General features: G+C 68.1%; 6 protein-coding genes. 1 reads left to right on the top strand and 5 read right to left on the bottom strand.

What is annotated here, in order from left to right:
• The coding region (locus tag A2J02_RS15920; RefSeq protein WP_442971478.1) for a sodium:solute symporter family transporter at window positions 1–863 on the bottom strand (863 nt) is incomplete at its 3' end.
• A gap of 20 nt (window positions 864–883) precedes the next feature.
• On the opposite strand from A2J02_RS15920, the gene A2J02_RS15915 reads away from it, so the two are divergent.
• A complete protein-coding gene (locus A2J02_RS15915; protein WP_068051125.1) occupies window positions 884–1,618 on the top strand; it encodes a GAP family protein in 735 nt (244 codons plus the stop codon).
• Window positions 1,619–1,631: 13 nt separating this feature from the next.
• On the opposite strand, the gene A2J02_RS15910 is transcribed toward A2J02_RS15915, so the two are convergent.
• The 4 genes from A2J02_RS15910 to A2J02_RS15895 form a co-directional block, all read right to left on the bottom strand.
• Window positions 1,632–1,937: a hypothetical protein gene (locus A2J02_RS15910; RefSeq protein WP_231893895.1), complete on the bottom strand. Its 306-nt coding sequence runs from the start codon at window positions 1,935–1,937 to the stop codon at window positions 1,632–1,634.
• A 67-nt stretch (window positions 1,938–2,004) separates the two neighbouring features.
• Window positions 2,005–2,814, bottom strand: a complete 810-nt coding sequence (locus tag A2J02_RS15905) for a LytR/AlgR family response regulator transcription factor (protein WP_068051121.1) — start codon at window positions 2,812–2,814, stop codon at window positions 2,005–2,007.
• Window positions 2,811–3,983, bottom strand: coding sequence for a sensor histidine kinase (locus A2J02_RS15900; protein ID WP_068051128.1), 1,173 nt, complete (start codon window positions 3,981–3,983; stop codon window positions 2,811–2,813). Before A2J02_RS15900 ends, A2J02_RS15905 begins: the two co-directional genes overlap by 4 nt.
• Window positions 3,980–5,057, bottom strand: a 1,078-nt coding sequence (locus A2J02_RS15895; protein ID WP_156516242.1) for an alpha/beta hydrolase family protein, incomplete at its 5' end; no start/stop codon positions are given. The genes A2J02_RS15895 and A2J02_RS15900, both read right to left, overlap by 4 nt.

Raw genomic sequence — 5,057 nt, 5'->3', positions numbered from 1 at the left:
GTGGTCGGCGCGCCTGCGACGACGGGAACAGGCGATCCGGCGTCGAGCGTCAGCAACGTGCCCGAGCCCAACCGGTGTTCACCTGCGTCCAGTAGCACTCGCCCGTCGACGCTCTCGTCGTCGAGGGTTCCCACCACCGACACGACGATCGGCGAATCGACCTGCACGAGAACGTCGGTGGTGATGTCGACGACGGTCTGCTCGGACACGGTCGGCGGGGCGGGGCTGCCGACGCTACGGTCGTCGGCGAAGAAGTGCACGGCCAGCACCAGTGCCGGGATGGCGATCGCGGTCAGTTTGAGCCAGTACTGGAAGGCCTGGACGAAGGTGATCGAACGCATGCCACCGCCGACGACGTTCGCGATGACGATGAGTCCCACCGCCAGGGCCCCGACCCACCCCGGCACCCCCAACAGAATGTTCAGCGTCAGGCCTGCGCCTTGGAACTGCGGCACCAGGTACAGCGCGCAGATGACCACGACCACCAGCATCGCCACGGTGCGCAACCATGGTGCGCCGAGCCGGAATTCGACGAAATCGGGCACCGTGTACGCGCCGCTTCGACGCAGCGGTGCGGCGACGAACAGCAGCAGACCCAGGTAGCCGGCGGTGAACCCTACCGGGTACCACAGCGCATCGGCTCCGTACTTCGCGATGAGCCCGGCAACCCCGAGGAACGATGCAGCAGAGAGGTATTCACCACTGATGGCGGCGGCGTTCCAGCGTGGACCGACGCTTCGCGAGGCAACCAGGAAGTCGGAGGTGGTGCGTGCCAACCGAACTCCGTAGATACCGATGCCCACGGTGGCCACGGCGGCCGCCAGCAGCGCGATCACCGTCGCGATCGGAATGGACCCGTTCACCGAATCCGCCCCTTCTCGCCATGCCCTGCACGGGAACGGCGCACTTCGCGGACCGTAGCGAAATCGACGACATCTCGGGTCGTGCAGTGGGACGATCTACCGATGCAGTGGACGAGCGCCACCTGATGTCCGTGACGGCAGCCGTCTCTGCGTGTCTTCCGTTGGCGGCCGGGGCGCTGATCGCGCACCTGCCCACCACGGCGATGGCTGCTGCCCTGGCCACACTCAACACCGGTTCCGTACTCACTCGGTTCACCGCCGGATGGCTGGTCGGCGTCACGGTCGTCGGGACGGCAGGCTTGGTGGTCGTGGACACCGCGGTGGTGGCCTCGGACTCGTCCGCCTGGGTGCGGTGGTTGAGAATCGCGCTCGGCGTCGCTCTGCTGATCCTGGGTGCCCGCACACTGATCGGGCGCGTACGAAACAGAGCACGTCGCCTCGACGGTGGCAGGGCATTCGCGACCGCGTTCCTCCTCGGATCGGTCAATCCGAAGAGTGTGGTCATCGCACTGTCGGCCGTGGCGGTGATCGTGGACGCGTCCTCGGCCGTGGCCGTCCAGGCGGCGGCTCTCGTGGTGTTCGTGGTGGTGTCCAGCCTCGGCGTCGCGGCACCCGCACTCGCGTTGCTCGGCTTCCGCGACCGTGCCCGCCGGCCACTGAACGCGATCGTCGACGGATTCATCGCGCACAGTGGCCTCGTTCTGGCCGTGATCCTGTTGGGCCTCGGCACGTACATGACACTGAACGCCCTCTGATCCCTCGGCGACGTCAATCATCGGTCAAGGCGGTGAAGTCCTGCTCGTTGCGTTCGGCTCGACGCGTGTACACCCAGCCGACACCGAACAGCAATGGATAGATCGCCACCCCCAGCACCAACCACGGCAGACCGATACCGAACGGCGCGACGTCGGTGAAGCGGGCGAGGAGCATGCCCAGCAACGGAATTGCGAAGAGAATCGACAGCGTCATGACCGCCAGGCGCACCGACAGCAACAGCTGCGCGCGAACCAGGCTGCGAACCAGGGCGTCGCCGACCTCGGTCTGCTCCTGCACTTCGACGCGGGTGCGCACCATCCGTGCGCCGCGACGTTGCGAGAGCACCACCCGTTGTCGGTGCGGCTGGCTCACTGCCGATCCCTCGTCACCGAGACGACCACGATTGCAACGGACCGCGGACCAGTCTGTCCTTGAGTTCTCTGGCGTGCCGTCGACTCACCGGCAGTTCGCAGGCAGCGAGGTTACCGCTGGCCCGCAGGCACACCACCAGACCCGAACCGACGCTGCGGATCCCCGTGACCAACCGCAGCGAGACCAGGTAGGAGCGGTGCACGCGCAGGAATCCGGCATCGGCCCAACGACTTTCGAGAGCCGAGATGGGTATGCGCACCAGGTGTGAGCCGTTGGAGGTGTGCAGTCTCGCGTAGTCGCCGTCGGCTTCGACCCACGCGACCGACGACCGGTGCACCAGGGTGGTGGTTCCGCCGAGTTCGACGGGAATGACCTCGTCGGCCGAGGTGTCCGCGGACTCAGCGGGTCGACGCCGCGCGAGCAGCACCCGGCGCAGCGCCTCGGTGAGCCGATCCTCCCGCAACGGCTTGAGCAGGTAATCGACGGCGCCGAGATCGAAGGCAGCCAGTGCCCGGTCGTCGTGGGCGGTGACGAACACGACCGCGGGTGGCCGCGCGAATGCCGACAGGATGCCGGCCAGTTCGAGACCGTCGAGCCCGGGCATGTTGATGTCGAGGAAGACCGCGTCCACCGCTGGTTGCCCCGGGGCGGCGGTGTTCTGGATCTGACGCAGGGCAGTGGTGGCGTCCTGCGCTGTGAACACCTCGGCGACGGTCTCCTGCTGGCGCAGCAGGAAGGCGAGTTCGTCCAGCGCCGGGCGCTCGTCGTCGACGGCGAGGACGACCAATCCGCGGCCGGGGTTGTCTTTGGCAGCCTGCGTCATGCCCGCACTCCCGGCCTGAATTTGGGCACCCGCATGCTGACTTTGGTGCCTGCGCCCGGTGCGGTGTCCACTACGAGACCGTAGTCGTTTCCGAAGGCTGCCCGCAGCCGATCGTCCACGTTCGCCAATCCGACATGGGCCGCGTCCTCGGTGTGCAGGCTTCCCGAGCGCAACACCTCGGGGTCCATCCCCACACCGTCGTCCTCGATACTGATCACTGCGTCGGTGCCCTCGTCGGCGGCGATGATCGTCACGCGGCCGCCGTCGGCCTTACCTGACAGGCCGTGCCGGACGGCATTCTCGACGAGCGGCTGCAGCGCGAGAAACGGCAGGGCGACGCCCAACACCTCGGGCGCAACCTGCAACGTGACCTGCAGGGAGTCGCCGAAGCGGGCGCGTTCGAGCATCAGGTACCGATCGATGTTGCGTAGCTCGTCCGCGAGCACTGTGAACTCTCCTGCGTTGCGGAAGGAGTATCGGGTGAAGTCGGCGAACTCGAGCACCAGCTCCCGCGCCCGATCCGGGTCGGTGCGCACGAACGACGCGATCGTGCCCAATGCGTTGTAGATGAAGTGCGGACTGATCTGTGCGCGCAGGGCCCGCACCTCGGCTCGGTCCAACCGCGCTCTCGACGCATCGAGTTCGGCGAGCTCGATCTGCCCGCACGCATAGCGAGCCACCTCGGCGATGGCACCGAGCATGCCCGGTCCTGGCTCGGCCACGACAGCGGCCCCCAACACCCCGACCACCGGAGACTCGTCGACGACCAACGGCTGCACCACCAGCGCTCTCACCTCGTGGATCGACCCGAGCGGCAGGCGCACCAGGACGCGCCGCTGCCCGTCCACCGCCCGTTTCGCCGCCTCGACGAATGCCGGTGTCAGCTCGTCCCACGGCCCGTCCCAGGCCAGCAGCGAACCGTGGGGATCGCAGATGCCCAGTGCATCCGCACCCGTCAGCACCCGCAGATGCGGCGCGGCGGCGGCGGCCGAACGAGCGTCGAGACCGTCGCGCAACGGCTTGGCCGCCAGCGAGGCGGTGTGCAGGGTGGCGTGGACGGCCCGCTCGGCAGGTGTGGTGAGGTCACGTCGACCGCGCAGGCTGATCACGGCGATCACCGAGACGATCACGGCCACGATCACCGCCAGTGCCGCCAGTGCCGCGGTCATCGCGCGCACGTGGTCGAGGTGGGCACGTTCAGGAAGCGTTCGACGAGCCAGTCGACTCCGATGCCGTTGGCGGCCAGTTCGGCATGGCCCTGCTCCGGTTCGGAGCGAAGCTCGACATCGTCGCCGAGTGCGCAGGCTCGCGCTACCGCGTCGCGGGTCCACCGGGGATCGATGAGGTCGTCGCGTTCGCCGACCAGGACCATCAGCGGTACCCCGGTGCGAGTGGTCGGTAGCGCCTCCGATTCGAGCCACCGCGTCATCCGATCCGATGCCTCCTCGGAGTCCGGGAGGGCATCGGCCGGATCGAGGAGGGCTCCGGCGTCGGCTTTGGAGAAGCCGAGCAGGTCACTGCAGGCGGTCAGGGCAGTCACGTTGTCGGCGAACGTGCCGCGGATGTAGTCGGAGCGTTCGGCACTTGGATCCGCGGTGCGCAGACCCTCGTAGAGATAGGGCACCAGCAGCTGACGCGGCACGCTCTGCTCGGTCTCGGGCGCGAAGAATCGCGTCAGATCGGCCGTGGGCGAGAGCGCCGCGGCTCCGACCAGTTGCAGACCGTCGCCGTAGTCGCCGTTGCGCTCGGCTGCCGCCCAGACCGCTTGTCCGCCTTGGGAGGTGCCCACCGCGCCCCACCTGGTGCCGACGTCGGGAACCACGTTGCGGGCGGCACGCACCGCGTCGATCACGTCGTACGCTGCGGCGTCCCGGTCGAGGTAGGCGGGATCTCCGGCCGTTCCCAGGCCCTGGTAGTCCGTGACCACGACCACTGTTCCGCGTTCGAGGAAGGGCGTCACCAGGCCGATGGTGCCCAACAGGTTCGGGTACAGCGAGGGCGCACACTCGTCGGTGACACCGGTGGTTCCGTGCCCGACCGAGACGATCGGCCAGCCTCCCGGCGGCGCAGACCCCTTGGGCACGAACACCGTTCCCGAGGTCTCCGTGCCGCCTCCGGTGACCCCGTCGGTGGTGCGGTAGACGATTTTCGTGGCGGTCGCGCCGAGGTAGGCGACCCCGATGTCGACCTGACCCAACAGCATCGACGACACGATCTCACCGCGTTCGGAGCCCTCGGGTGCC

This window comes from Rhodococcus sp. EPR-147 (assembly GCF_001647185.1).
Lineage (GTDB): Bacteria > Actinomycetota > Actinomycetes > Mycobacteriales > Mycobacteriaceae > Rhodococcoides.
This window is presented reverse-complemented; position numbering and strand designations above follow the sequence as displayed.

What these genes read in the sequence shown, in the direction of transcription:
- A2J02_RS15905 (WP_068051121.1), bottom strand. Translation starts at nt 2,814, where the DNA reads ATGACGCAGGCTGCCAAAGACAACCCCGGCCGCGGATTGGTCGTCCTC.
- A2J02_RS15910 (WP_231893895.1), bottom strand. Translation starts at nt 1,937, where the DNA reads ATGGTGCGCACCCGCGTCGAAGTGCAGGAGCAGACCGAGGTCGGCGAC.
- A2J02_RS15900 (WP_068051128.1), bottom strand. Translation starts at nt 3,983, where the DNA reads ATGACCGCGGCACTGGCGGCACTGGCGGTGATCGTGGCCGTGATCGTC.
- A2J02_RS15915 (WP_068051125.1), top strand. Translation starts at nt 884, where the DNA reads ATGCCCTGCACGGGAACGGCGCACTTCGCGGACCGTAGCGAAATCGAC.